The organism is Mucilaginibacter sp. McL0603 (assembly GCF_049992945.1).
GTDB lineage: Bacteria > Bacteroidota > Bacteroidia > Sphingobacteriales > Sphingobacteriaceae > Mucilaginibacter.
Genome location: NZ_CP188251.1, coordinates 5,337,788 through 5,361,602 on the forward strand (window position 1 = coordinate 5,337,788; position 23,815 = coordinate 5,361,602).

The 23,815-nt window shown below is 38.1% G+C and carries 23 protein-coding genes and 1 pseudogene; 16 read left to right on the forward strand and 8 right to left on the reverse strand.

Going from position 1 to position 23,815, the window contains the following annotated elements:
- Positions 1 to 90 precede the first annotated feature (90 nt).
- The 5 genes from ACPPVU_RS24425 to ACPPVU_RS24445 all read left to right on the forward strand — a co-directional run bounded on the left by ACPPVU_RS24425 (position 91) and on the right by ACPPVU_RS24445 (position 4,574).
- A complete protein-coding gene (locus ACPPVU_RS24425) occupies positions 91 to 1,017 on the forward strand; it encodes an FAD:protein FMN transferase (protein ID WP_426669351.1) in 927 nt (308 codons plus the stop codon).
- Positions 1,018 to 1,389: 372 nt separating this feature from the next.
- Positions 1,390 to 1,632 carry a hypothetical protein gene (locus tag ACPPVU_RS24430; protein WP_426669352.1) on the forward strand — a complete coding sequence of 81 codons (243 nt, stop codon included), beginning with the start codon at positions 1,390 to 1,392 and terminating at the stop codon, positions 1,630 to 1,632.
- A 75-nt stretch (positions 1,633 to 1,707) separates the two neighbouring features.
- Entirely contained in the window at positions 1,708 to 2,550 is an 843-nt protein-coding gene (locus ACPPVU_RS24435) for a hypothetical protein (RefSeq protein WP_426669353.1), read from the forward strand.
- Between the two features lie 5 nt (positions 2,551 to 2,555).
- Positions 2,556 to 3,239 (forward strand): response regulator transcription factor, encoded by a 684-nt coding sequence (locus ACPPVU_RS24440; protein ID WP_426669354.1) that lies wholly within the window; start codon positions 2,556 to 2,558, stop codon positions 3,237 to 3,239.
- A gap of 3 nt (positions 3,240 to 3,242) precedes the next feature.
- Positions 3,243 to 4,574 carry a sensor histidine kinase gene (locus ACPPVU_RS24445; protein WP_426669355.1) on the forward strand — a complete coding sequence of 444 codons (1,332 nt, stop codon included), beginning with the start codon at positions 3,243 to 3,245 and terminating at the stop codon, positions 4,572 to 4,574.
- A gap of 302 nt (positions 4,575 to 4,876) precedes the next feature.
- Here the strand turns inward: ACPPVU_RS24445 and ACPPVU_RS24450 are convergent, their stop codons facing one another.
- Positions 4,877 to 5,989, reverse strand: a complete 1,113-nt coding sequence (locus ACPPVU_RS24450; RefSeq protein WP_426669356.1) for a glycosyltransferase family 4 protein — start codon at positions 5,987 to 5,989, stop codon at positions 4,877 to 4,879.
- Between the two features lie 410 nt (positions 5,990 to 6,399).
- On the opposite strand from ACPPVU_RS24450, the gene ACPPVU_RS24455 reads away from it, so the two are divergent.
- From ACPPVU_RS24455 to ACPPVU_RS24465, 3 genes are read left to right on the forward strand one after another with little or no spacing between them, the layout of a single operon-like run.
- Positions 6,400 to 7,062: a hypothetical protein gene (locus ACPPVU_RS24455; protein WP_426669357.1), complete on the forward strand. Its 663-nt coding sequence runs from the start codon at positions 6,400 to 6,402 to the stop codon at positions 7,060 to 7,062.
- 10 nt (positions 7,063 to 7,072) lie between these two features.
- Entirely contained in the window at positions 7,073 to 8,317 is a 1,245-nt protein-coding gene (locus tag ACPPVU_RS24460; protein WP_426669358.1) for a glycerophosphodiester phosphodiesterase, read from the forward strand.
- Between the two features lie 27 nt (positions 8,318 to 8,344).
- Entirely contained in the window at positions 8,345 to 8,932 is a 588-nt protein-coding gene (locus ACPPVU_RS24465) for a hypothetical protein (RefSeq protein WP_426669359.1), read from the forward strand.
- Positions 8,933 to 8,951: 19 nt separating this feature from the next.
- Here the strand turns inward: ACPPVU_RS24465 and ACPPVU_RS24470 are convergent, their stop codons facing one another.
- On the reverse strand, positions 8,952 to 9,878 hold the full coding sequence (locus ACPPVU_RS24470; protein WP_426669360.1) for a metallophosphoesterase family protein: 927 nt from the start codon (positions 9,876 to 9,878) through the stop codon (positions 8,952 to 8,954).
- A 161-nt stretch (positions 9,879 to 10,039) separates the two neighbouring features.
- Between ACPPVU_RS24470 and ACPPVU_RS24475 the strand changes: the two genes are divergently transcribed.
- Both ACPPVU_RS24475 and ACPPVU_RS24480 read left to right on the forward strand, forming a co-directional pair.
- Positions 10,040 to 10,396, forward strand: coding sequence for a TolB family protein (locus ACPPVU_RS24475; protein WP_426669361.1), 357 nt, complete (start codon positions 10,040 to 10,042; stop codon positions 10,394 to 10,396).
- A 377-nt stretch (positions 10,397 to 10,773) separates the two neighbouring features.
- A complete protein-coding gene (locus tag ACPPVU_RS24480; protein WP_426669362.1) occupies positions 10,774 to 15,033 on the forward strand; it encodes an NACHT domain-containing protein in 4,260 nt (1,419 codons plus the stop codon).
- Positions 15,034 to 15,186: 153 nt separating this feature from the next.
- Here the strand turns inward: ACPPVU_RS24480 and ACPPVU_RS24485 are convergent, their stop codons facing one another.
- Positions 15,187 to 15,879 (reverse strand): MBL fold metallo-hydrolase, encoded by a 693-nt coding sequence (locus tag ACPPVU_RS24485; RefSeq protein ID WP_426669363.1) that lies wholly within the window; start codon positions 15,877 to 15,879, stop codon positions 15,187 to 15,189.
- A 255-nt stretch (positions 15,880 to 16,134) separates the two neighbouring features.
- On the reverse strand, positions 16,135 to 16,551 hold the full coding sequence (locus ACPPVU_RS24490; protein WP_426669364.1) for an RDD family protein: 417 nt from the start codon (positions 16,549 to 16,551) through the stop codon (positions 16,135 to 16,137).
- A 196-nt stretch (positions 16,552 to 16,747) separates the two neighbouring features.
- Between ACPPVU_RS24490 and ACPPVU_RS24495 the strand changes: the two genes are divergently transcribed.
- Entirely contained in the window at positions 16,748 to 17,356 is a 609-nt protein-coding gene (locus ACPPVU_RS24495) for a DUF1684 domain-containing protein (protein ID WP_426669365.1), read from the forward strand.
- A gap of 4 nt (positions 17,357 to 17,360) precedes the next feature.
- Here ACPPVU_RS24495 and ACPPVU_RS24500 read toward each other — a convergent pair whose 3' ends face one another.
- Entirely contained in the window at positions 17,361 to 17,555 is a 195-nt protein-coding gene (locus tag ACPPVU_RS24500) for a hypothetical protein (protein ID WP_426669366.1), read from the reverse strand.
- A 327-nt stretch (positions 17,556 to 17,882) separates the two neighbouring features.
- Here ACPPVU_RS24500 and ACPPVU_RS24505 point away from each other — a divergent pair, with 327 nt between their 5' ends.
- From ACPPVU_RS24505 to ACPPVU_RS24525, 5 genes and pseudogenes are all read left to right on the forward strand, one after another.
- Complete coding sequence (locus ACPPVU_RS24505; protein WP_426669367.1) at positions 17,883 to 18,461, forward strand: hypothetical protein; 579 nt, start codon at positions 17,883 to 17,885, stop codon at positions 18,459 to 18,461.
- A gap of 193 nt (positions 18,462 to 18,654) precedes the next feature.
- Positions 18,655 to 18,804: pseudogene (locus tag ACPPVU_RS24510) on the forward strand (DUF1684 domain-containing protein); the annotation flags it as partial.
- A gap of 106 nt (positions 18,805 to 18,910) precedes the next feature.
- On the forward strand, positions 18,911 to 19,771 hold the full coding sequence (locus tag ACPPVU_RS24515; RefSeq protein ID WP_426669368.1) for a universal stress protein: 861 nt from the start codon (positions 18,911 to 18,913) through the stop codon (positions 19,769 to 19,771).
- 25 nt (positions 19,772 to 19,796) lie between these two features.
- A complete protein-coding gene (locus tag ACPPVU_RS24520; protein ID WP_426669369.1) occupies positions 19,797 to 20,534 on the forward strand; it encodes a YoaK family protein in 738 nt (245 codons plus the stop codon).
- A gap of 78 nt (positions 20,535 to 20,612) precedes the next feature.
- The gene (locus ACPPVU_RS24525) at positions 20,613 to 20,930 is read left to right on the forward strand and encodes a hypothetical protein (protein WP_426669370.1); all 318 of its coding nucleotides are present in this window, start codon (positions 20,613 to 20,615) and stop codon (positions 20,928 to 20,930) included.
- 61 nt (positions 20,931 to 20,991) lie between these two features.
- On the opposite strand, the gene ACPPVU_RS24530 is transcribed toward ACPPVU_RS24525, so the two are convergent.
- From ACPPVU_RS24530 to ACPPVU_RS24540, 3 genes are read right to left on the reverse strand one after another with little or no spacing between them, the layout of a single operon-like run.
- The gene (locus tag ACPPVU_RS24530; RefSeq protein WP_426669371.1) at positions 20,992 to 21,435 is read right to left on the reverse strand and encodes a lactate dehydrogenase; all 444 of its coding nucleotides are present in this window, start codon (positions 21,433 to 21,435) and stop codon (positions 20,992 to 20,994) included.
- 18 nt (positions 21,436 to 21,453) lie between these two features.
- Positions 21,454 to 22,500: a response regulator gene (locus ACPPVU_RS24535; RefSeq protein ID WP_426669372.1), complete on the reverse strand. Its 1,047-nt coding sequence runs from the start codon at positions 22,498 to 22,500 to the stop codon at positions 21,454 to 21,456.
- A complete protein-coding gene (locus ACPPVU_RS24540) occupies positions 22,497 to 23,684 on the reverse strand; it encodes a PAS domain-containing sensor histidine kinase (protein ID WP_426669373.1) in 1,188 nt (395 codons plus the stop codon). The genes ACPPVU_RS24535 and ACPPVU_RS24540 overlap by 4 nt, the downstream gene beginning before the upstream one ends.
- Positions 23,685 to 23,815 lie beyond the last annotated feature (131 nt).

A 23,815-nucleotide genomic window follows, 5' to 3' on the forward strand; every position in this document is an offset into this window, starting at 1 on the left:
TCGATATAAATAATGCTTGAGGTGTGTTCTGCCCAGGCGTTATAAAATTGAAAGTGATGATTTTAATTATACCTGTAAACTCATTTGCCCATGTTAGCTGTTAAAACCTACAACAACGACTTAAATATTTTCAGGCGTCCGGTACGCCTGATGGGAAATCTGTTCGAAATAAGTGTGGTTGGCAATGACCCTATTGGGGCAGATAATTGCATAGATGGCGCTGTTGACGAAATAAACCGGGTTGAAAAACTGCTGAGTGCATTTAGCGACGACAGCCAGATCAATGAAATTAACCGTAACGCAGGTATCAAACCTATAAAAGTTAGTGCAGAAATTTACAGGTTGGTTGAACGCTCATTAAAAATATCAGAACTTACACATGGTGCGTTCGATATTACCTATAGCACTTCTGAGAAAGCAATTGACGTTCAAAAAATAGAACGCAAATCCGTAAAATTCACCAACTACAAAAATGTATTGGTTGATCAGGAGAATACCACCGTTTTTCTTAAAGAAAAGGGAATGCGCATTGGATTTGGCGCAATAAGTAAGGGATACGCTGCTGACCGGGCTAAGTATGTTTTACAAATGATGGGTGTAAGAAGCGGTGTGATCAATGCCGGCGGCGATCTGTTGACATGGGGCCTATTGCCTAATAATGAGCCCTGGACTATTGCAACAGCTGATCCAAGCCGTGACAACCATCCTTACGCTGATATCAATATCAGTAATATGGCTGTTGCTACATCTGGTAATTTCGAAAAGAATATTACTATCAGCAATAAAAAACACCCAAATAACCTTGATACTAAAAAAGGCTTTCCGGTTAGCGTATTGAAAAGTGTAAGCATTGTAAGCCCCACAGCTGAACTTTCTGATGCAATGGCAACGCCAGTGATGTCAATGGGAGTGAATGCCGGGCTTTACCTGATCAATCAATTACAGCAATTAGCCTGTATTATTGTTGATGATCATGACCGGATTTATACTTCCAGGGAAATTGCTTATTTATCTTAACCGGAACAGCAGCAAAACCCCTCATCACATAAAATTTACTGTATAAACTTTTGTAGATACCCGCAGTATAATCTGTAGTTAAAGGGGTTATAAACCTTATTATTGTTACAATAGATTAGTATTATTCCTTTGGATAACAGTCTATAATGCTTAAAAATTTCCATTTTTGGTATATAAAGCTTATAGTTACAAACTGAAGTACAAATACGGAAGATTTCTATCCAATTTTTGATTAATAACGTTTGAAAAAAAAATTAAGTTTTTCTCTTCCAAATGATTAAGTGGTTTGTGTATATTGTCCTGTTTTTGATACTCATACCATGTTTATCTTCTGCTAAAATCAAGCTTGATCACAATCATAATTACGTTAGTTTGGAACCATCCAAAGAATTGAGTATTGACACTACACTCAATAAAAAAACTAAGCAAAAGCAAGCTGACCCCGACGATAAAAAGAAAGTAAAAGAGGTTGCAAAAGCTAAACGTTTGCCCAAACCGGAGAAACTTGATGACGGTGCGGATGCAAATTCTGCAAATAAAGCAAAACCAAAAAGGCAGCGCAGGCCTCCGGGCTTGGAACGTCCACCTGAAATACCGAGAAGAAATGGCAATTAACTATATCACTTTTAATAAAATTACGTATTGACTAAAATGAAGTATATCTGCGTCCTGCTCTTTTTAACAATTTGTTTGAATGCTAATGCCGGCATACCCGGGCATCGCATTTTTATAAATGATCCGACCAGGATAACAGCAGATACTGATACTGTGGTTAGAAAAAGATCTGTATCTGCAGGCGTTAGTTATGGCAGCGATGCAAGCTTTTTTGGCCGTACAGGGCCAGTTAGATACCCATTCTTAAATGCTGATGTTATTTATAATTCCAAATCAGGCGTATTTGTTTATGGCTCGGCTTACAAAGTTCTAGGCTCGATACCGGCCGTTGATGAACTTGACCTCGGTGCAGGGTATTTTTACCATGTCTCCTCAGGCTTTTCGGGGAATGCAAGCTATACCAGGTTCATTTTTGACAAGAATGCGCTCATCATTAAGTCTGCCTCATCAAACGATATCAACGTAAATAACGCTTATGATTGGAAAATATTAAGATCCAGTATTATACTGGACTATTTATTTGGCGAATCAAACGACTTTTTTCTTACTATCAATAACTCAAAATACATCGAAACAAATTGGAGCATATTTGATGATAAGGACTATTTATCATTTAATCCCGGAATAAATATCATTTTGGGCACTCAAAACTTTGTTGAAAAGTATTCTTTAAATCATCCTGGCCACCTTGGTAATTATCAACCAATAGGGCCTCCAATAAATCCGTCAAAGTATGCTGCGCGCAACAGCGATTTCGACATGCTTAATTACAGCTTTAAAATTCCAGTTGCTTACAACAGGCCTCACTATACATTTGAGTTTGCTTATAGATACTCCATACCTGTAAACGTTGAAGGTATATTAAGAAACCACAAAGAATCGTTTTATAACCTGACGTTTTATTACGTTTTTTATTAACCTGTATGAATGTTCTGATTGTTGAAGACGAAAAAGCACTAACCACGGAGTTGGAGATATTTTTAACCAACTGCAACTACATCTGTGAAATATGTTTTGATGGCTTGTCGGCATCTGAAAGGATCGCAACAAACTTATACGATTTTATATTGATCGATCTTGGATTGCCTGACTACGAAGGGCTGGATCTACTTAAAGAAGCTAAAAAATATAACCCTGAAGCTGCGTGTATTATACTGACTGCCCGTGCCGAGGTTAACGACCGTATAAAAGGCCTTGACCTTGGCGCTGATGACTACCTGGCAAAACCATTTTCGTTACTTGAATTGCAAAGCAGGATGCAGGCTATTACAAGAAGAAAATTCGGATTAAAAAACTCTACTGTTATATTAGGCGACTTTGTAATCGATCTTACCAACCGTAGTATCTCTTTTGGGGATACTACAGTTAGCACTATTACAAAAAAAGAATTTGATCTGATAGCTTATATGCTATTGCATAAAAACAGGACGCTCACACGGTCGCAATTAAGTGAGCACATATGGGGAAGCATAGTGAATGACGATTATGACTCCAACTATATTGATGCGCATATAAAAAACATCAGGAAAAAATTGAATGCGTTTGGCTCTCCCGACTGGCTGGAAACAGTGCGGGGACTGGGCTACCGTATAAACATTAACAATTAAGTATTGAAACTCGGAACCAAATTAACGCTGTTTAATACCATTTCAAAACTGGTAATTGTGGTGTTGTTTGTGTTATTGCTACCCACCCTGATCAGGGATATCAATCGAAATTATACAGATAACTGGCTGCGCAGGCAAAAAGATAAGGTACTGAAAATTGTAAAGGGACCGGGCATAAAAAACTACATTCAGAACGGAGAAAGCTACGGTAGTTACAATGCTTTGCTTAAGGAAGAATATGTTAGTATTGATGTTGATTCATTAAATGAGAATATAGATACCATTATTAATGAAAACCGGCTTGTTGAGGGTGATACTATCCAATACAGGATATTGAGTCATAATTTTAAAGTTAATAAAACAAATTATTTGCTCGAGATAGGTAAAAGCGTCGACACTATAAATGAAACAACAGCCCCTTTACAAAGTATAGCTTTTGAAATACTCTTAGGCATGGTACTCTTAACCATCCTTGCCGACCAGATATATTCGACTTATGTATTGCGACCATTGGGGATGATCATCAAAACCAAACTCATTGGGCATAAATTCCCTCATCACACACCTTATAAGAAAGTAAGGACCACAACATCGGATTTTGAATACCTGGATATCAGCATTCATAAAATGATCCAGACTATTGAAAATACATTCCAGAAGGAACGCGAATTTATTTCGAATGCCTCACATGAATTAATGACGCCGATTTCCATTTTACAGTCAAAGATCGAAAATATGTTTGAGCGGGATGACATTGTTGATGAAACAAAAGTGCGCCTGCTCGAAATGCAGAAAATACTTAACCGCTTAAAAAGCATTACTAAAACTTTGCTGCTGATTTCTCAAATTGAAAATGATCAGTTCTTAAAAGAGGATGATATTTTACTATCAGAACTCATACAAGAGGTTTATGACGAAATCTCTATCCGCTTCCAGGAAAAAAATATTAATTGTCAAATTGAAATACCCGGCGATTGGAAACTGATACACGTTAACAAATTTTTATTGTTCAATTTGTTCTTTAACCTGATCAATAATGCCATCAAGTATAATAAAGAAGGCGGGAGCATAAAAATACAAGGTTCATCGGTAAATAAAATTTTTGTCGTCGAAATTATTGATAGCGGAATTGGTATTAACCCTGACCAGTTGCCGCACATCTTTAACAGGTTTAAAAAATTCAGTCAGTCACTCCAGCAGGATAGTTTTGGTCTGGGGCTTCCTATTGTAAAATCAATCGCGGGCTTTCATCGGATAAAAATCGAAGTAAGCTCCGAACCGGAGGTTGGAAGTACCTTTAAGCTTATTTTTCCCGGCGATCTGATATCGTTATAAACCCCGTCTTCATCTGCTAAATTAAAGGCAAAAAAGATTTATTTCAAATAAAACTATAATTTCTATAGACTTTATAGGAAATATAAAAAAGATGTTTAAATTTGTCCCATAATAATTCAATAACATAATGTAGGGTGCTGGTTTTGGCAGTATATTGATGGTTCGATTCCGTCCTCTGCATCTCTTTTCTCTCTCATAATTTAGGTTTTATAATTGGTTGAAAGAGTTCCTGCCCATCAGGAACTCTTCTTTTTATACTCCAAATAGCAGGATCAAAATTATAAGATGAATAAACCGGCAGTTCAGGCATTAAATTTTTGTTTATAAATATCTTCGTAGAACTTTAATGTTTCTGAAAAGCATTTTTCCCAGGTGAATTTTCCACTTTGATGAAATCCTTCCTTAATTACCAATGCACGTACATTAGGGTTCTTGAGCAAATTGATTTTATCGGTAACAGCCTCAGATGACACCTCATTGATCATTAATACTGCATTGCCGCCAACTTCAGGAATTGAGGACAAGTTAGTTGCAATAACAGGGCATCCGGCACTCATAGCCTCTACTATTGGCAACCCAAATCCTTCGTTTATAGAAGGGTAAATTAAAGCAAACGCTTTATTATATAGGATGTTTAAATCCTGATTATTGACATTGTCCATTTTAACATACCTGCCCGGAATGGTGTTTTCCAAATCTCTAACTTCGGATGATGATAGATCCCCACCCCCGATTACTACTAATTTTAAATCACTTACCTGTTTAACTGCTTGCGGAACAATATCAAAATTTTTATACCTCCGCCGCTTACCAATAAAAATAACAAAAGGACTGTTCAAATTAAACCTCTCTGTAATATCATTGTTCTCTTTTTCTATCGGGAAAAAGTCTTTACTAACCCCATGATAAATTACTCTGATCTTATTTTCAGGTATTTGAGGGAAATAATGTTTTAAATCCCTCCTGGTATTTTCAGAGATGCAGATAATTCCATCTGCATTCCTAACCCCTAAGCTGGTGAGGGTAATATGTACCAGCTTCCTCGGTAACTTTGACGAGTAACCTTTTTTGTGAGTAAAATCGTGAACAGTGTAAATATTCACCACATTTTGTTGAAGGCAGGTACGATAATAACTTGCATGATAAAGAGACCCGGCAGGTAAACGTTTTGTGAAAGGTAAGAAGCGAAGAATTGAGGCCCGGGAAAGGTTTTCAAATATGAATTTATTTTTCTGACACGTCATATTATATTCATTACCTACCGAATCCAAAATTCTCGTATCTTCAGATTGCGTTATGATATGTACATTGTCCAATCCGATAAAATATTTTTGTAGCTCCTTCCAATAGGTTGAAATCCCCCCATATTTTTGGAGGCCGTAAATAATATTGTCTAAATATATTTTAAAGTCCATTTAATTTGCTCTTACCTTTTGTCTGTGTTCTTCTAAATAGGTCTTAGGCTTATAACCATAAGCTATATACAAACTGCAAAACAGTTAAAATTATCAACTTAAGATAATAATTCTATAACAGTACTGCTGAAAATTTCGCACAACTTCTCAGCTGTGTAATGCTTTCATCTGCTTTAAAAAATATAGTAGTTGATTCAAATTCGAAATTGCAACCAATCCTGTCCGGCAAAATAGCATTAGCCAAACAAAAAGGGATTAACCTTGCATAGTATTACAGTCGCTAAATTATAGGTTCTACTGAAACGCCATTCATGAAGCTACATTTAAATCTTAGACAATTTGGAGTTATTCTGTTTTTAATGCTGTTTTTTTCGGCTCAATATAATTGCGCGCAAACAGTGGACTCAAATGTGAAAAAAGATTCTGGTAATGATTCATTTGATATAAAGAATTCAAGTTTTTTATTGCCACAGCCACTTCCAAAAGGGAAATATTATCAGAGTCTTTTCCTGGCATATGTGGTTGTCCCAAAAGATTGGACCACTGAAACTGTTACTGCTCCTATGTTTGGCTATGCAGGGAAATATACCTTGCCTTACGGGTTTAATTTGCAGGCAAGCCTTGCTACTTTAATCATTTCGTACAGATTGAATTTCGGGCCATTTTGGAATTATTCAGTCGATAATTTTCATTTTGGAGCCGGGTACCAGGTTGCTTTCAACTATGGCATCCTGAATCATTTTGGCTATACTACTAATTTAACCATCTGGGAACAGCAACCTTCCCTCAGCGTTGGATACAGTTTTAAAGAGATGGCTGTAATACTGAGAGGTGATATGTATTTAACAAGTTCACTCCACGAGACTCAGGCGGGCTATACGATTGCTTACCCTTCTTTTTTGAACGGATATAGCGTGACAGGTACTCTTGAGCAAAGATTATGGAAAAATCATCTAATGTCTTTTGGCGTGAAGATGAATTACCTGAAATACCACCTCATTGCATGGCCGGCTTTTCCGGTTAACCAGTATCGTTATTGGGTTCCTGAGTTTGATTTGGGTTTAAGTTTTTAATATGATGAACATGAATTATCGATTTACATATTTGCTCCTGGTATTGATGATATTCTTTTCCTGTTCAAAGAATCAAATCACTTTGCCACCTAATGGCCTGAATGCCAATCTGATCAACACAACGCCTATTTCTAATACTGTTATGAAAAACATGGAAGGAATATATTCGTTGAGTAGCGGCAGTTCAAGCCTGGGCTCAGAATTCGTATGTAAAGTGTCAAAAAATAAAATTTCTTTTTTTAGTAACAATGAGAACGGGATTTTTTTCATCCTGGGATATGGTTACAACCAGGCAAACGGTTCTATCCAATTTTCCGGGTTCTGGAGATATTCGCAAAATGCGACACAGGGTACTATTAAATTTTCTGTTGCCAGTACCGATGGGGCATCTGACTTGCTGTTGAATGGGATAGTAAGCCATCTTCAGCTAAAAGGTAATTTTAATCCTTCAAACCAAGCTATCAGCCTGCAATACAAAAGGCCCTTTTCCCAATATGTGCTGACTCATGAATTTGTAATTTTTGCGCATCACGGTGTGCAAACTACTGCCAATCCCCCCTACGCACAAAACTCTATAAACGGCGTTTTGCATGATGAAGACTATGGAGTAGACGCACTTGAATTCGATGTTCGTCTCACTAAGGACAATGTGCCCATCTGCATGCATGATGCTAATTATGATATCCGACTGACCCAGAAAGGCCCTGTGTATGGGGATTTTAATCTATACACTTTCGACTTTTTAGAGAATTATGTCAGACTGGTTGATGGTCAAAAAATTCCTTCTTTAGCCCAGGCGTTGCAGGTTTTTGTAGATTCAACAACTATGAAATATTTCTGGATGGATGTAAAAGGAGACCCTGATGTTTTTAAATATATGGAGCCAATAGTCAGGGACGCGTATGCCAGGGCCCATGCAGCGAACCGGGATGTGGTGATCTTTGCTGACCTCCCCTCAACAAGTGTGATCGACGAATATCGTAAACAACCAAGTTATGGTGCCGATCTGCCTTGCATGTGTGAGTTAAGCTTGCAAGATGCGATTGACAATAACTGTAAATATTTTGGGCCAAGATTCACATTAGGCTTGCTGCTGGATGACGTTAATAAGGGGCATAGTCTTGGTATAAAAACTTATACCTGGTCATTAAACGATAAGACCACTATTGAGAAATATCTGCAAGATGGGAACTTTGACGGTGCGATTTCGGATTATCCTGCTTATTTAATATACGATTATTATGGACTCAAGTGATTATAGAACTTGCCAATAAGGTTAATTATGCTTTTGAAAAAAATTATTACCGGAATTTTGATCATTGCTTGTTCAGCGCATTCCATCGCTCAAACAAATAATAATGCTCAACCCCAGGAGCATCATTTTGCTGTTTATGCCGGATTTGGGCCGAACTTTTATTTCAACAACCTGCAGATAGGAAAAAATTATGTTAATGAATTCAACTATTCATTCACAGGCAGATTTATGTGGGAACCGGAACATTTATTAAGCTTAGGATTTGAAACTGGTTATTACCGGTTATATACTTTCAATGCACCCGGGATCAATCAGGTTCATATTACAAACACAGCAATACCCCTTCAGGTGGTTGTTTCCATGAAATTGCTGACATCTTTTTATATAAATTTTTCCATGGGCCAATCCATATTGCACAACGGTGCTTCATCCGAAAACTTGGGAAATTTCAAAGCATCTTCCTTGTCAGTGGCAGATTTTACAGGAACCTTCGGCTACCGGCACAGGTTAAAAAATAATAGATTTTCTATCGGGAGCGAAGCAAAATATTTTTATTCCAGTAGTTTCTCCGATAAAAGTATTGCATTAGTTTTCGTAGGCGGATATAGATTCTGAGGTCGCTTTTTCAACAGAATTATCTTGTCACACTAAAGATCAACCCATCGTTAAAACCAGAAAAGTCAGCTTTTAGTTGCCGGGATATAATCTGCATCGAATCCCCATATCGTTTTACTTCAAGATAATGAAACATCGGCTTATAAGCATGAGAAATATCGGGTGTTAATTCTTTACCCGAAAGCAAAGGCTGATGCGGGCCCCCGCCTCCACCTATTACCAAAAAGTATTTCCCCTGTACGTTAAATCTTTCAAAATTATGGGAATGACCCGAAAGGAACAACACACACTTTTTTGAATTGATAAAAGCCGGAACAAATTTTTGCTGTACCTGTAAAGATGGACTAACTACTTTACTGTTTGTAAAAGGAGAATGATGACAGCCTACTATTACAAATTTTATTGCCGGATTATCGTCCATTGCCTTTATTGTAGCTTTATACCAATTATCCTGTTTTGTAATGTCCGTATCTGCCATTTTACTAAAATTTGAATTTAATAGTATAACAGCCACAGAATCTACAATTTCCCTATAGCCTGTAAAGTTGTGCATTGGAAACCTCGACTGAAATTTTCTTTTTCCTTTCTTTGCATTCAGCATCAATTCATGATTTCCAAGAGCAGCATAAACCGGTATACTATCATCAGCGCACCATTTAAGATAGGTATCCATCTTTTTCCACTTTGCATTGCTGTAACCTAATGATACCACATCACCAAGAATAAATAAACTGGAAGGATGAATAGCGATAATATCCTTAAAGATCAGTTCAGTCGCTTTTTCATTATGATCTATTTTGCGGGTTATATACTCAAAGAAAAGGGGCGCCTGGGTATCGCTGGCAAATGCAATTATGGGGCTTCCTTGCTGTGCAATTGTTAAATGAGGACAACACATAATCCCCATCCAAAAAATGAAATGGCAAATATTAACTCTTGCTATCATTTTAAATACTGCAATTTTTTAAAGGTACAACATTAAGATCCTTTCCTATTACCCAAGGCTCCATTTTTGATAAGGCGTTCACGTTCCTCATGAACGCAGTGAACACCCCTATGGACGCCTGATTTACAGCCGTTTGCATTTTTGAAACTACTGACAAAACAGTGTCACCACATCCCAATAAGGACCAGCTCTATATTGCTGATCAGGACGGCCGGAACGTTACCCATATTTCCAGCGACTCCACGCATAATTATTACCCCTCGTGGTTGCCTGATGGCGAAACTATTATTTACGGAATGAAAAGCGGCCTATGGAAAATGAATATAAAAAAAACCGCCGAAAAAAAACCGCTGATACCCGGAACAGGCTATGCCGAATACGCACTCGACGGCAAAAAAATAGCCTTCAAAAAAGGCAACTGGCCCTCTGCCGAAATCTGGCTATGCGATAGCGATGGCAGCAACCCGGTGCAGCTAACCGATGCACAAAAAATGAAGGGGCTTTTTATTGGTGGATAAGAAATGATAAAGTATTTTAATTTGAATCCTTGTAGAAAAACTGTTGCATTCGGAGACTACATGCATAGGTAATACGTAGTTTGGAAACTATGAGCAGCAGATTAAAGAGATAGATTTTAACTTAGAGTTCGATTCCCCTACGGGCTACTTAGATTATCAAAACACCAATGTAAGTGAGATACTTACGAGGGTTTTTTGTTTTTACTGTCAATTGTGCTGTCAATCAAAAGTAGGATAATTGGATTAAAAACGATAAATATTTTTGTTGTAGTTTGAGTTTCTCAGTAAAAGAAGAAATTAAGAGTGGAAAAAAGCAAAGAAAGATATGTTATATAAAAGTTGTATTTTTATATACATTAGCTTAGACCTATCTTATCATGTTAGATACTAAATCAGTAAATATTTTTGTTTCATGTCCCGGCGACGTATCAACTGAAAAAGATATGGTGGGTGAGGTATCTGCCAGTATTAACCGTGTCTTAGAAAGGTCACGATCCCCGATACGATTTGATATCTATGATTGGAGGGAAATCATCGGCGAATTGGGCGATAGGCCGCAGGAACAAATTAACTCTCGTTTTTCTAATTATAACATCTACATCGGCATTTTATGGATGCGTTTTGGCGCGCCAACTGGAGGGATTAATCCTGATACAGAAACAGAATATGACTCCGGCACAGAAGAGGAGTTTAGGATTGCTCTACGTAAAAAAGAGGCTGGTGAAAAAATAAGTATTCATTTTTTTTTCAAAGAACCGAAAGGTCCAAGAGGCAAAGAAGAAATATTGCAATATCTTAAAGTTTCTAACTTTTATGATGAAGTTAAATCTTTAGGCATTATAAACTCGATTCCGAATGAGCACAAGAGTAATAAATTCAATAATGATATTCATGAAATACTATTTGAATTTGCCCATAAATTTGAAAATGAAATTTTGCAATCTCAAAAGATAGAGTATTTGACAGCATTGGAACTCGAACAGCCAACTTTTAAAGATGTTGCAAGGTTTATTAATAACGCTCCTATAATTGAGCACGCCATTCCAAGGTCTTTAATACCTTACCGTCCAGTTAAAGATTTTGCGCAGCAATATTGGGACGTACAAAGTAACGAAACGCTATCAGACATTGTAGCAACGCTTAAGCGTGTTGTAGTATTAGGAAGTGCAGGCTCTGGAAAATCCATCGAATTGGGACTTCTTGCTCATGCTTTTGCGAAATTAGAAAGCCCTTTTGTTCCGGTATACGTCCGTCTTAACACTTACGTAGATGATGCGATAGAGGATTTTTTACCCGTTGGCTGGAAAGAAATCCCTGAAAGTAATGCCTTAATTATCATGGATGGATTAGATGAGGTGCAGCCACATAATTTCAATACGGCGGTGCGCAAAATACTTTCTTTTTCTGACGTGTATCCCGAATTAAGAATAGTGCTTTCCTGTCGAACTAATTTTTATGATTTTCCGGATAAGGTTCCCGGAGGCACTTTAAGCGGATTCGATCTGTATTTCATGAAAGATATACTAGGGCCGACTTTATACGCCTATGCACAAGCAAACTATCATATCAACGGTGAGGAATTTATCAAAGCAGCCTTTTATGAAGGTTATAGTGAATTAACTCGACAACCTTTTTTCCTTAAATTATTACTAAAGGAATTTCAGCAGAACGGTAATTTACAGATTAGTCGGGTTTCGCTAATGAACAAGTTTATTGAAGAGAGAATCGCATTTGACCGCGCGCACTTCAAACTAACAGCTAATCTTGGAGATAGAAAGCTGCAAATATTTTCTTTATTACAAAGAATAGCGTTGACGATGGAATATTTAGGCAGAAACTATCTTTATTATGATGAGTTATTAAAAGTAGTTCCCATATACGACGACGTGCAGTTGGTAAAATTTTCAACTGCATTTAAGAATATTGAAGCGGATACCGAAAAATGGGGGTTTGAACACAATAACATTCAAGAATTTTTAGCTGCTAGTGCGTTAAAGGATTTAAACATAAATGAGATACAAGCATTTTTATCATTTAATAACAAACGCGTGAAACCCAGTTGGGTGAATACATTGTTTTTTTTGATGAGCATAATAAATTCTGATAAATGCAAAACACTAATTCAATGGATTTTAGAAATTGAGCCAGAAATACTGATAAAGATTGAGCCTGATAAAATAGATCCCTCCACCCGATTTGATATTTTTAAAAGGGTGTTCGAGTATTATAAGACGCAAGGTGTTTGGCTAAGATCAAATAAATTTACAGAGCGTGAACTGGCCTTGTTTGCTCCTGTCAATCAGGCATATCAATATTTAATAACAGAATTTCGGCAAAAAAACAATTCAAGAACGGTAAAATTAAATGCGTTAACGTTACTTAAACACTTAACATTAAATGACAATGAGCTAGATAACGCGAAAATATTTATTATAGATTTTATAGAGAGCAATCCTACAGATAAGCACATTTTTAACGCTGCTGTCTCCGCACTGGTGTCGTTGAATATTGTCGATAAGGAACTCGTCAAAAAAATTATAAGCGAATTTGGCGATAGGTCAAATCAATATATCCGGTCAGGAATATACCAGTTGATCATAAAAGCTGGGGTCATAAACGAGTACATTGATTATTTTATCGATGGCGTGTCCGGTGATTACAAACAGGGTGATCGAGATAATATACATCTGTTGGATGAAGATTTATTCTTAAAAGAAGGCTTGATTAAAGCCGATTCGGTTGGGGCAGTTCAAAAAATTCTTCAATTATTCAAAAATCCGTTTGATCGAAAGTTGATTTATTTTTATGAAAAAGATGAATTTGTTAAAAAAATAATTTCTAATGCGGTTGCTTTATATCCAATATCAAATGAATTGGAAAATGATGTTTATAATATTTATATAGAATACGGGAGAGCTTCGGAAGAACATTTGGCAGAAGTTATTGCTGATTTTTTTAAAGCGATTAATAGGCAATCAGAGACATTTAAAAAAATATTGTTCGATAAGGCAATTTCGGCCTATGAAAAAGGAATTTTACTTAAACCCATTTTATCTAAGACTACTATTGATTTTGTGGTAAATCAATACTTGGCTCACAATCTAACCAATTCAGAAGTATTAGGATTTTACAACAGCATGCACTGGTATCGGCAAAAATTCAAAAATGATGCGATATTAAATTATTTGACAGACCAAATTATTGAAAAAACGTCTGTTCTAGACAATCAAAATAATGTCGATCACCAAAAGATTCTAAAAGAAAGAGAACAGGAAAATTTTAATTTGCTCTTTTCAGAAAGTGCGTTTAGAAATGAAGTAGTTGGCTTTTTTAAACTAATAGGGAAGGATGAATTATCAGGTGATGACCTATGGACATACAACCCTCACGATCTTAGGTCAGAAATCTATTTAAAAGAACCTATATTCAGTTATTTAAGTGATTTTACAAGGGGCAATAGGAATGTTAAATCAAACGAAGCTCTTAAATGGTTAGAGGGACCTGACTTCAATATGTATTTATTTTGGCGTATTAAAGAAAATCTTACTAATCACCCTAATCTTACTGTTTCTAAAGAGCAACGTAAACATATTGATCAATGGGTGCAAAAAACAGTTACAAAAACTGATATTACCGGAGCCATTAAAAAGCGTGTTAATCATCCCAGCTCAGTTACCCGCGATAGCGCGACCGTTGCAATTTGGTATTTCATCAAAAAATTCGATTTCCAAATTGATAAAAATAAAATCCTAGATTTTACATTGTTTGACGAATTTAAACATAATGACGAGAAGGGAATTGACTTTACGATTATTGAAGCGCAAGCTGGCAGGGAAGCGGTTGAAAAAAAGGTTTTGATCAACATCAAAGCGGGGGTTCTTTATGATATTTCTTGGAGGAATAATGCCAACTACGCCCTTGAACATGGAATCAGAGACGCCTTTCCCATTATATTAAAAAATCTTGGTGATCATAGGAAATCAGAATATGTTCGCAGAAAAGTGCTGGCTAATTATATAAACAAGACACAGGATTACCAAGGTTTGATGGCACTTCTAAAAAATATAGGAATGGATGAACTTCAATGGGCGATTGTTGATAGTATCAAACTAGCTTCTTCTGTCCAAACGGATTTGATTTCCTATTTGGAAGGAATATTGAATAACGAAAATGGCCCCGGTGCGCAAAGAATTATGGCATCACAATATCTAACTGAAAAAGATGTTGACAGTGGCACATTATTTTATTTAAATCATTTATTGTCGCAGCAAAATCCAGCCTATGACTTTTATAGAGAGGCAATCTATATTAGAACTATGCGTGACTCAAAATATATTCCCCAATTAATGGAACTTCTTAAAATGGCAAATCGCCCGGAGTTTATGGCAAATGATTTCAATCGTTTTGACGGCACAGTAATTGATGCACTAAATAATATTGGGCTACAATCAGAAGAAAATTTACAGAAAGTGCAACTGGCTTTAAATAAATTTATAGATGATAACATTGGTATAATAGATCATGCGAACTTCTATTACCCTATAATAGATCGAATGGAATATCAATTTTATCTGATTCAATCTCAAAATGGAAGTATTGATGACGCCATAAAAGAAGTTGAAAAAATTAATACGTGATAGAAAGAACTTTTATTGCTACCCGCCCGTCCAAGCGTGTTGCTTGGACAAGATACTGAAAGCATGTCAGCAAGATGAAGCCTGGCCCGATCACAGCAGATTTAAAGAGATAGCTTTAACTTAGGGTCCGATTCCCCTACGGGCTAAATGCAACTAAACAACACTAAACTTCTCTTTAATTTTTGTACTGGCATTGGAATTAAGCAGATTTCCATGTCCAAAAACAGCTTTGTCAAACGAGAAACTTACTGCTTTGAGGATACTTTGTACACCAAGCTCCCGATTTTCATATACGGCGCTTAAGTCGAGCCCCATAGCATTCGCGCAAATATCACCGGCTATCAAAAGGCCTTCGTTCTGCACTAGCAATGCAATATGCCCGGCGCAATGCCCTGGCGTATGAATCACCCTGACTCCACCGGCAACAGGTATTATGTCATTATCATTTAATAGCTTATCAACCTTTACCGGCTCTATGGTATTGCCGGTATTTTTTATAAATAAATTATATATGATCCGGTTAACAACCCCAGGCGAAAGGATCATCGGCTTTCTTCCTGCTATTCCCTTTTCTATCAGCTTGGCATCTTCAGTATGCGCCCAAACCGGAATATTTAACCTCTTTTGTATTTCCGCAGCACTTCCCGCATGATCAGGGTGGCAGTGGGTTAAAACTATTGTTTTAATATCATTAGGGTTTTTGCCATTCTTTTCCAAAGCGGAAAAAATCTTGCCCATACTTCCCTTATTGCCGGTATCTATCAATGTAAGGCCGTCGTCTACAATTACGAAAGCGTTTACCATACCCAGGCTTATTTGATAAACATTTTTTGCAACTTCTTTCATAATCTGATCTGCAACAGTTTAAAATTATGCTTAACTTCATTGGTTCTGAAATTTTCTATTCTAACCGATACCTTTAAGTTTTCGTATCTTATTGAATTTTAAATAACATACTAAAATACCGTAAAAATACTATTGGATGTAGATCAATTTGAAATTGAACCCGAGCATCCTGTTACTTCCAAAATATTATGGAGCAGGTAACTTAAATAAAATCAGGCAAATGTCATTTGGACTGGGTATGATTGGAATATTAGCTTATATTAATACCGCCTTTTTTGATACTAGAGTTGTTTTTGATTGAGTATCATGCCATCCGTTAATGCCCGTATTAAGCCATGATATACCTTCAAATGGAACTAGCCGCCAAAGTGTTCTGATAAGAATTTGGCGAGTAGTTGGCTTATGTCCTGATACAGTAGCAATCTTCGTTTGAGTAATTAATTTTCCTATTGTTAATCCGGTAGATGCCTCCATTGCAAAATAATAGATAATAAACACCAAGGCATTAATTAAATAAGATATCAATCTGAAACTGTATCCATGATAAGTAAGTAGGATAGGATATTCAACTCGCAAAAGAGGGTAAATAGCATAATGTAATAATGCAAATCTTACAACTAAAAGGTCAATTATTAAGTTGAAAAATCTAGTCCATTTTGAAATAGGTTCCATGGTGTGATAATTTAGGTTGGTAAAAAGTCAATTGCTAGGTGGAAGATAAAGAAATGTTTTTGATTCTATTCTCTGGAATCGTTCATTCCTAACGTTAGTCAGAAAATAGTAAAGCATTATAAACAAAAAAATTGTATTACCTAATTACAAAATTGAATATATTGCATTACTAAATAATGCTAAACCTTTCCATCAAATGAAAATGAAATATTGCCTCGTGCTGCTTCTGCTGGCAGGCCTTAAATGCTTCGGACAAGATTACAAAGCCCAGATTGAGGAGTTCCGTAATAAATACAAAAATGATTTCCTTACTGATGCAAGCTCACCCTTGAAAAAAGACGACCTGGCTTTTCTCCGTTTTTATGATGCCGACAGCACCTACCGGGTAGTGGCTACACAACAGCTTTTACCCAACGAGGCTACTTTTGTAATGCCCGTGTTTAGCGGCACAGGGCAGCAATATGTACGGTATGCCCTGCTCAAATTTGTGCTGAAGGGTAAACCCATGCAACTGACCGTATACCGAAGCATAGCATTGGCGCAAGTACCCGAATACAAGGACTACCTGTTTCTTCCTTTTACTGATGACACCAACGGTACAGACACTTACGGCGGCGGGCGATACATTGATATGAGCGTGAAAGATTTTAACGGCAACAGTGTAGTCATCGACTTTAATAAAGCCTATAACCCATACTGTGCCTTCAGCGGCAAATACTCCTGCCCAAAACCGCCCGATGAAAACCATTTGCAGATAGCCATACCAGCAGGCGAAAAGCTATTTGCCGGGGAGAAGAAGCATTAAGTACTTAGTGCATCAGATTATCAACTACGAAGTAATAATTTACCAACAATGGAGAATCAGGACTTGGTATGGCATTGGTAAATATAAATTGATCTTTGAAGGGCTGCGCGTTTACAACCCAGATCAGCTTTTTGTAAAAAGTGTTCCGGCTTTCGAATTCCTCCAACGATAAGCGCGAGTGCTGAAATTCTATAGTCACGCCTCGTGGCGTATGGATGTCAGCCCGGTGAAACTCTCCTGATTGCTCATCCCGAAAAATCTTCTCGGCCAGAAGAGCGTCTGTCGGCCGGGTATTACCTGGTTAGCAAAAGTGAAAGAACATCAAAAAAATTGGGTGTATCAGACTGATTTAAAGCTATAATTTTTAACATTGTTTCAAATCCTAAAATGCAACAATTATAGAGGGCCTTTTCTAGCATACCCGCGTTTTATGTGTTTAAATTTGATTGCATAAAATTTAAACCGTCGAATCTACGGTTACTCTCAATATAAACTTTATTTACACTCAATTTTAAAAAAAACACTCATGAAAAAGTACCTGTTGTTTGCATTAGCATCTTTATTTTCTGCAGCACTGTATGCGCAGCACCCAGAGCACGACGTCGTATTGACGGCATCTACAAAAACCCCTATTGAGGCCACGCCCCGCCAAATTATCGATTCCTTAAAACGAAAGTTTCCGAATGCGAAAGCTGTCCAGGCATATCAAACCTCTCCAGAGGCCTTAAAAAAAGGTTGGCTGATAACAAAAGAAGATAATTTAAACTCGACCAAGGGGAACGTTGAAAGGTACACCATTAGTTTTAAAAATGATAACTTTCAGTGTTATGGCCTGTTTGAAGCTGACGGAACCATGCTGCGGGCAAAATATCAGGAGAAAAACCCAACCTTACCCAAGGGAGCCAAAGCATCGATGTTAAAAGTTGGAGCTGACGACTTTTATAAGGGGTTCAAAGTAGTTTCAAATACTTACTTCAAAGAAGTTAATTATAAAACTCACACCAGTTACTACGAAATAGTGGTTGTTAACACCCATAACGAAAATATTAAAAAGATGATAACGCTTGATGAGTCGGGCAAGGAGATTAATGTAGTAGACCTTTAACGCTAACAAGGCAATTTTCTCAATGGTCAGCCGTAATATTGATTGGAAAGCTGGAGGTTGAAAGAAAATACCGATCCTTTGTCCTCGCAGGGTCTCCCAACGGGGACCCTGCGATACTTTGCAGGTTGAATTTTACGGATAAGTAGCCCGCCCCGCCCCCGCAGCGTCCCTTACAGGAGACCCTGCGGAGGCGGGAAGTGTAGTGATAGATTTTAATAAAGCCTATAACCCATACTGCGCCTTCAGCGGCAAATACTCCTGCCCAAGACCACCCGACGAAAACCATTTGCAAATAGCCATACCAGCAGGCGAAAAGCTATTTGCCGGGGAAAAGAAGCATTAAATGTATTTTTTAATAAATATACCTTTTACCCGAAATGACAACAAACACCCTAAAAAGTGACCGTTATCACTCTTTAGGCGACTCAATATGAGCAGCTTTGTATACGATGAAAAAGTTCCTCTTTCCAACAGACTTTTCAGCTAATGCAAAGCATGCGCTGGTATATGGCTATAGCCTTGCAAAGCAGGTTAAAGCAAATATGATGATTTGTAACGCAGTTACAATACCTGCCGAAATGCCGCAGGCCGGACTGGTTTCCTGGCCGATGGAGGATTCTGAATTACTGTTAAAAGATAGCAGCGATGAATTAAAGCTGCTAAAAGAAAAGCTGGAAAGTAAAGAAGAAACTATAAGCTTCAAGCCATCAATTACTTGCAGGAATGAATCCGGAACAGTAATAGAGATGGTTAACCATTGGGGACATAGTGAAAACATTGACCTGGTTATTATAGGAACGCATGGTAGCAGCGGGTTAAGCACTTTATTGCTGGGCAATCATAGCCGCATGATGATCGATGAGATCAATAAACCTTTGCTGCTTGTTCCACCCGCAGCTGCAATCACGCCAGTAAAAAAGATTGCCTTTGCTACGGACTTTGAGAACCCGGAAAAGGACATGGAATGCATCCACAAATTGATTAGTCTGGCTAGACCATTAAATGCAGAAATATTAATTACGCACATCTATAATGAAGAATATCGCGCCGCTACATTCCAGCGTGTGATCGATCAGTTTATGGTCAAAGTTGCTGATAACGCTAATTATCCGAATATCTATTACCGCGAGGTCAAAGCCCGCCCGTCTGTTTCCGGCTTAGATTGGCTGTGCGAGCATGGGAATATCGATATCCTGGCTATGGTGCATCGCTCACATAACTTTATCGACAGCCTGTTTAGAGGAAGCCAAACGCAAAAGATGGCCAATCATATTCCTATTCCCCTGCTTGTCTTTCCGGCAAGTGCCTGATCAATTGTGATGATTTTTATAGAATATGTTAAGGCACCTCGGCACCAAACGCACCTATGCGCATAATGTTAAATTAGCCTCACTGCTTTGCGTTACGGCCGGGTTTGTAAATGCTGCCGGTTTTCTGGGTTTTTCCGTTTTAACCACCAATGTTACCGGCCATGCCGCCTTATTTGCCGAGCGTATCGCCCAGCAGGATTGGAAAACTGCCAGGGTGGTTGCACTCTGGATGTTCCTTTTTTTGGCGGGTGCCTTTATTTCAAGTTTGATCGTTTCTTTTATAGGGCGCAACCAGCGCTTCTCTTACCTTGTTCCAATGCTAATTGAGATGGTTATGCTGGTCGGCGTAGCTTTATGCGGCTATCGATATGATCAAAGTCTGATTGCAAAGGAAATTTTCGCCGGCAGTTTACTTTTTGCTATGGGGATGCAAAACTCACTGGTATCCATGGTATCCGGCTCGGTGGTCAGAACAACACATCTTACCGGAACGTTTACCGATCTCGGTATTGAAATGGCCCAGATCCTTCAAAAAAACACAAAAGATCGGGCGGCGTTAAAAGTGAAGATTAAATTGCGTTCTGCTATTATCTTTTTCTTTATGTGCGGTGCTTTAGCCGGAGCTTATTTGTTCCGTTACTGCAGTTTTCACGCATTTTTTATCCCCTTTGCCATATTGGGTTTTACATTACTATATGATGTTTACAGGATCAGGGTCAAGCGTTATTACAGGTTGCATAATCCTTTTAATAAAGTGCTTTAGGTCACTTCTTTATAGGATAACGGTCATACTCTGAGCAGTTCATATGCGGGATATTTGTAGAAACAAATCATAGCAATTATGGAAACTACAATAAACACTTTCACCGTCAAAAATCATACACTGGCAAACCTGTTGGCTATAGCAGATCACCAGGCTGACAACAAAACCATCTGGTTCTTCTTCTCTTTAATTTTACAGGGTGTACTTTTTCTGCCAATACCTGCGGTACTCATGTATTATTATAATGCATCAATCATTGTGCTGCCCATTACTTTTGGCTTGTACCTGGCCAATATTATTGTCGGTATGGGCGGTTCCAGCATCAGGGTTGTGTTGGGTTTATTTCTTTTTAGTGTGCTGATCAATTTAACGATGCTAGCCTTGTATATCTTCTAATAAAATATCACTCATAAAAAAACCTCCGGTCTCTACAACCGGAGGTTTTTTTATGCCGGGCTTATCGCAGACACGCCTTTGCGCAAATACACGCTTTACCCACACATTTATCCTTTTCCCAAAGATCCAGGTTCCTGATAGATTGAGCAGCTATATCTTTTTCATCAGGTGCATTCGCCAATTTGATCCCATAAAGTCTTGCAGCCTCTTTATTGATATGATCGCTATTGGCTGAACGAATGGTAATATATTTTATCCCCAGTCCTGCCAATTTATCGATTACTTCAGCGGAAACATCATCTGTCGAAAACACCATTACTGCTTGTTTACCGGCAGCAAAAACAGCCGTTTCCAAACTGAGTGAATTAAAGATCAGTGTGATATCATGTTTTTTTTGATTGGCCTTCGCCAGTGATTCCCTTTCATAGGGTTTTACACTATATGCTACTACTTTCATCCTGCAATAGTAGTATTCCAGTGGTTCAGCGGCTATGACCGCAGTCAAAAGGAAAGATGATTTGCATCAGTTTTTCATTTTGGTCAGTCGGGCAAGATCGATGATGGTAATGGTGCTCCCTGTCTTTTCTATCAGACCTTCTTCTTTAAAATCTGATAAAGTACGGCTTACTGTTTCAGTAGCCATAGCAGCCATAGCAGCAAGGTCTTCGCGTGCTATCTTGAAATTATCTGTACCGGATTGGCGTTGCAGGCGTAACAAGGATTCAGCCATTTTTTTACGTACAGAATTATAAGCCATTTGCAATAACTGATCCTCCTTTTCCCTGATATCGTTTGCCAACAATTTAATGAACTCCCTCGCCACTTCAGGATATAGATTGAGTAGCTCCTCCAGTTGTTCCTTTGGGATCAGGCATAATAAGCTATCCTCCAGGGCGGTTGCAGTATCCGCATAAGCCTCACTTGATAACATAGCATTAATACCCAAATAATCATCCGCCGCATAAATACCAGTCATCAGTTCACGGCCATCTTCTGCTAATTTGATTGTTTTTACTTTACCGCTCACCAGCAGGTACAGGCCGTTCCCTTTATCACCCTCGTAATAGATTACCTGGTTTTTTTTGATGGTTCTTGCTTTCCGTTCCTCAATGATTTTTTTTAGCGCGGAAAGGCCATCTTTTTTAGCGACCAATGTATTCAGCCGATCCAGCGATTTGCTGTAAAAGGCCTGCTGACCCTCCTTCTTTTTCAAACGGCTCTCTATCGCAGCCAGCAGTTCCATGTCATCAAAAGGCTTTGTCAGGTAATCATCAGCCCCCATTTCCATCCCTTTGCGACGGTCAAAATGTTCGGCTTTAGCTGTTAAAAATATAAAGGGAATCGCAATTGTTTCGGGACGTTTAGATAACATATACAGCACGCCATAACCGTCAAGTTCCGGCATCATAATATCGCACAATATAATATCAGGAGTGTCTTGAAAAGCCAGTTCAACACCGGCCTTGCCATTTGAGGCTGAAGTAACTGCATAACCAGCAAGCTCTAGTATCTCAATCACATTTTCACGAATGTCATCATTGTCTTCGATGATCAGTACTTTTTTACTCATGGCATTGGAAAAGTTATTGTAAATAATGTTCCTTGGTTCACCTCGCTCTTAAAATCAATTTTCCCGTTCATCAGGTTGGTATAGCGGGCCACAATGTTTAGCCCAAGGCCGGTGCCGGGAATAGTTCCCGTATTATGCGCACGAAAGAAGGCCTCGAATAAATGCTTTTGATCAGTCTCGGGTATGCCGATACCATTATCGCTCACGGTGATGATACATTCGCGCTCATTGATCTCAGTAGTAAATCCGATAAAGGAGTTCTCGCCAGAATATTTGATCGCATTGTTAATTAAATTGACAATGCAGTTCTTCAATAGATTTTGATCCAGCCTGATGACGCTCTTCGTACCCGTATGCTGATAAATAATGTTTTGATTTTGTTTGGCCAGCACCTGCATTTCTTCAGCAATGGTTTCTGAAAACCCAACCAGGTCAAAATCATGATAGGCTGCCTCCTGTTTACCTGCTTCCAGCTTTTCCAGAGAAAGAAAATCATTCAATATCGACGTAAGGTTGACAATCGCGCTTTTTATCTTGTGAACATGCTTAATAATATTTGGACTGTTAAATGCTTCTGCATATTTTTCGATCAGTGATACCGACAATTGCACCGATGTTAGTGGTGTACGAAACTCGTGTGATGCGATGGAAACAAAGCGGCTTTTTAATAGGCCCATCTCTCTTTCTTTTTCCAACGAAGAACTTACTTCTTCCTTGGCGTTTTGTAAAGCTTCAACGGTGGTTTTCAAGTCTTGCGTTCTGTCTTCAACCAACTCTTCCAGGTGAACGGCATATTCTTTAAGCCGTTCTTCTGCCTCTCTCTGGTGGCTTATGTCATGAATAAAACCAGCATAAATTTTACGGCCTAAAAACTGCACTTCGCTGATTCCTAATCTAAATGGAAACTTAGTGCCATCTTTTTTTAGCCCTACAACATCCCGGCCGATGCCTATGATGTGCGCATGCCCTGTCTGCTGGTAACGCTGCAAATATTCATCATGTTGCACCTTATCCGGCGGCGGCATGAGCATTGATACATTTTTACCGATCACTTCGCCCGGAGTATATTCGAATAGTTTGCAAGCTGCGGGATTAATGGATTCAATCATGCCGCGATCATTAATGGTAATGATACCATCGATAGCATTTTCAATAATAGCAACTAACAAGGCTGCATTTTCCATATTCAAATATCATTCTTTTAAAATGGTAAAAGGTGATATGTTTCAATTCAAAAAGTGATGACCGTCATATTTTGCCACAAACAGTTGATACGTGTCATTATAAACACTGATGCCCGTCACTCAATACCCGA

Coding starts and splice junctions, on each gene's coding strand:
- ACPPVU_RS24425 (WP_426669351.1), top strand. CDS start 91: ATGTTAGCTGTTAAAACCTACAACAACGACTTAAATATTTTCAGGCGT.
- ACPPVU_RS24440 (WP_426669354.1), top strand. CDS start 2,556: ATGAATGTTCTGATTGTTGAAGACGAAAAAGCACTAACCACGGAGTTG.
- ACPPVU_RS24450 (WP_426669356.1), bottom strand. CDS start 5,989: ATGGACTTTAAAATATATTTAGACAATATTATTTACGGCCTCCAAAAA.
- ACPPVU_RS24460 (WP_426669358.1), top strand. CDS start 7,073: ATGAATTATCGATTTACATATTTGCTCCTGGTATTGATGATATTCTTT.
- ACPPVU_RS24465 (WP_426669359.1), top strand. CDS start 8,345: ATGCTTTTGAAAAAAATTATTACCGGAATTTTGATCATTGCTTGTTCA.
- ACPPVU_RS24470 (WP_426669360.1), bottom strand. CDS start 9,878: ATGATAGCAAGAGTTAATATTTGCCATTTCATTTTTTGGATGGGGATT.
- ACPPVU_RS24480 (WP_426669362.1), top strand. CDS start 10,774: ATGTTAGATACTAAATCAGTAAATATTTTTGTTTCATGTCCCGGCGAC.
- ACPPVU_RS24485 (WP_426669363.1), bottom strand. CDS start 15,879: ATGAAAGAAGTTGCAAAAAATGTTTATCAAATAAGCCTGGGTATGGTA.
- ACPPVU_RS24490 (WP_426669364.1), bottom strand. CDS start 16,551: ATGGAACCTATTTCAAAATGGACTAGATTTTTCAACTTAATAATTGAC.
- ACPPVU_RS24495 (WP_426669365.1), top strand. CDS start 16,748: ATGAAAATGAAATATTGCCTCGTGCTGCTTCTGCTGGCAGGCCTTAAA.
- ACPPVU_RS24505 (WP_426669367.1), top strand. CDS start 17,883: ATGAAAAAGTACCTGTTGTTTGCATTAGCATCTTTATTTTCTGCAGCA.
- ACPPVU_RS24515 (WP_426669368.1), top strand. CDS start 18,911: ATGAAAAAGTTCCTCTTTCCAACAGACTTTTCAGCTAATGCAAAGCAT.
- ACPPVU_RS24520 (WP_426669369.1), top strand. CDS start 19,797: ATGTTAAGGCACCTCGGCACCAAACGCACCTATGCGCATAATGTTAAA.
- ACPPVU_RS24525 (WP_426669370.1), top strand. CDS start 20,613: ATGGAAACTACAATAAACACTTTCACCGTCAAAAATCATACACTGGCA.
- ACPPVU_RS24535 (WP_426669372.1), bottom strand. CDS start 22,500: ATGAGTAAAAAAGTACTGATCATCGAAGACAATGATGACATTCGTGAA.
- ACPPVU_RS24540 (WP_426669373.1), bottom strand. CDS start 23,684: ATGGAAAATGCAGCCTTGTTAGTTGCTATTATTGAAAATGCTATCGAT.